This window comes from uncultured Gimesia sp., assembly GCF_937919775.1.
In the GTDB taxonomy this organism is placed as follows: Bacteria; Planctomycetota; Planctomycetia; order Planctomycetales; family Planctomycetaceae; genus Gimesia.
The window spans coordinates 1-3,041 of sequence record NZ_CALFPF010000702.1; the positions used below are offsets into that span (position 1 = coordinate 1).

At 47.9% G+C, this 3,041-nt stretch carries 2 protein-coding genes; both read left to right on the forward strand.

The window, feature by feature from the left end; translation table 11 throughout:
• A partial coding sequence (locus tag Q0294_RS19900; protein WP_299468947.1) for a DUF1501 domain-containing protein occupies positions 1–902 on the forward strand: 902 nt, incomplete at its 5' end.
• 834 nt (positions 903–1,736) lie between these two features.
• Positions 1,737–3,041 (forward strand): cadherin repeat domain-containing protein (locus Q0294_RS19905; protein ID WP_299468949.1); only part of this gene is annotated, 1,305 nt, incomplete at its 3' end.

Consider the following 3,041-nt stretch of genomic DNA (forward strand, 5'->3'; position numbering starts at 1 on the left):
ACGGCCTTGGCTCGGAAAACAGCAATCTTCCCTCCTTCGTCGTGATGCAGGACAACCGTTCGCAGGTCACGAATGGGCCGCGCAACTGGGGAACCGGATTCATGCCGGCGGTTTATCAGGGAATTCAACTGCGGGAAGGAAAACAACCGATTCCGAATCTGAACAATCCGGAAGGAATTACCGACCAGCGCCAGCGCACCAAATTATCACTGCTGAAATCATTGAATCAGGAATTTACTGACCAGCATTCCAGGCAAACCGAACTGGAGGCACGCATCGCCAGTTATGAGTTGGCATTTCGGATGCAGGCCGAAGCGCCCGAGGCCGTCGATCTGAGCCAGGAGACCGAAGCAACCCAGAAGCTTTACGGGATGGATCAGGAAGAAACCTCTTCTTTCGGTCGGTTGTGTTTGATGTCACGTCGACTTGTCGAGCGGGGTGTCCGCTTTGTGCAGCTATACCACGGAGCCGGGAGTAAGTGGGATGCCCATACTGGCATCGAATCGAATCACTCCAAACACTGCAAAACTATGGATCGTCCGGTGGCAGGGTTGATCAACGATTTGAAACAACGGGGCTTGCTGGATGATACGCTCGTTGTGTGGGGGGGAGAATTCGGACGCACACCCATGTCGGAAAAAGGAGACGGCCGCGATCACAATCCGACCGGATTCACCATGTGGATGGCCGGCGGAGGAGTCAAAGGCGGTCAAACTATCGGAACCACCGATGAACTGGGCCTGCGCGCCATTGAGGATCGCATGCACGTTCACGATTTGCACGCATCGATCCTGCACCTGTTGGGGCTGGACCGCATGAAACTGGTTTATGAATACAACGGTCGCCCCGAACGCCCCACAATCAATGAAGGTGAGTTCCAAACGAAACTGGTGACAGGTTAGGGCACGATTCACATCATTGCTCAGTGCCAGGATGCGATTATTTCCAACGGGCAAAGGGAAATTTTCATAAGGTGAATACGTCGCAGTGATCGTCTGCGAAAACTACAAGTTCAAACAGAAATATTTGTCAGACGTACCTGCGACAATTTTGTTTGAGTTGGCCTGTCGCTGCCCACCAGACGTGGTTACAGCAGGAATTTCATGTATGGATACGGAAGCCTGAAGTTTTAGAAACCACTATTTAGATTGCACTCACAGAAGGACTCTGTGCGGATGCAGCCAGGAATGCTAAAAACAGCTTCTCGAATATCGGAGCTGGGGCTGGATGAGGCAAGCGAAGTCTTTCGACAATGCTCGAATTAATATTTCTGAAAAAACTACGAGATCCAATTAAATTAATTTGAATAGTTCAATTTACTTGATATTTTATTCCAGATTAGAAGAATCGTTAGTTTTATTTTGTGTTTGATTGCTTTCCTTGCTTTCCAAGCTCTCAATAAATTTCATTTCGTTACACATTCTTAAGTTACAAATTTTAAATCTCTTCATTTTGATTTGAAAATCGAACATTCGGTCAGCAGGCACGCTGAATGATTGGCTAATTTCAATTCGAAACACACCAGTGTGTTTACGAACGGTGTTGTTAGTTTCCATGGCATTCACGTTTCTCTAATTTCCAATGGGCTGGCCGCTATGATTCTAAAGGACTGGTTATCCTCTCTTCGTGCTCCATTTCATTCTCGTTCTGATCGTCGTTTTAATCGGGCAAAGAACCGAAGGCGTAAGGTTTCCAGTGAGCATTATGTCTCCGTTCAAAACCTTGAGCAGCGTCAGATGCTGAGTGGGACAAATGAGCCGCCTCAGTTTGATGATGCTGGAATGGGGTACTGGTGGAATATCGCAGAGGATACCGCCGTTGGAACTGTTGTCGGTTCAGTCTCTGCAGTTGATCCCGAGGGAGATGCAATCAGTTTCGCTCTGACTTCTGGAGCAGGTATATTTTCAATCGACGACGCTACGGGAGCCATAACTCTAATCGTCGGCTTGGATTACGAAACCAGTCAGTATGCCTCTTTTGGAGTCAGCGCGACCGATTCAGCCGGAAATGTAGTAACAACCTGGGGTGATATTTCTGTCACTGATGTGAATGAATCTCCTGTGTTTACAGAAGGGGAGATGGGTTACTGGTGGAGTGTTGCTGAAGATACTCCCTTGGGAACTGTATTGGGAACAGTAACTGCTAATGATCCCCAGGGGGATGCTGTCAGCTATGAACTGACAGCAGGAACTGAGAACTTTGCCATTGATGCTGCTACGGGAGAAATTTCGCTGATCGCAGAATTGGATTATGAAACCAGTCAATATGCTTCGTTCGGGGTGCGGGCTACAGATACCGACGGAAATTCGACGACCAGTTGGGGTGATATCTCTGTCACCGATGTCAACGAAGCTCCTGTATTCTCTGAAGGGGAAATGGGGTACTGGTGGAGCTTACCGGAGGACGCTTCTCTGGGGACTTTGATTGGAACCGTGTCCGCTAATGATCCACAAGGGGATGAGGTGACCTACCAGTTGACTTCCGGTGGTTCGATCTTTTCTATCGATTCAATGACGGGAGACGTTACCTTAATTGCTCCACTCGATTATGAATCCAGTCAGTTTGCCTCTTTTGGAGTCAGTGCCACCGATTCTGATGGAAATGTAGCAACAGTCTGGGGGCAGTTGAGTGTAACTGATGTGAATGAGTCTCCCAGCTTTGGCGAAAATGAAATGGGTTACTGGTGGAGTGTTGCTGAAGATACTCCGGTAGGAACTGTATTGGGAACAGTGACTGCCAATGATCCTCAAGGCGATGAGGTTACTTATCAGTTAACTTCAGGAAGTTCGAATTTGAGTATTGATGCTTTGACTGGGGAAATTACACTCATTTCGCCATTGGACTATGAGACCAGTCAATTCGTTTCTTTTGGAGTTCAGGCTTCTGACAGTGATGGAAATGTTACATCGACCTGGGGCGAAATCTATGTAGAAGACGTGTCAGAGGCTCCCATTTTTGATGGAGGGGAAATGGGGTACTGGTGGACTTTTTCAGAGGCCACCGCAGTTGGAACTCTGTTAGGAACTGTCTCTGCTACTGAT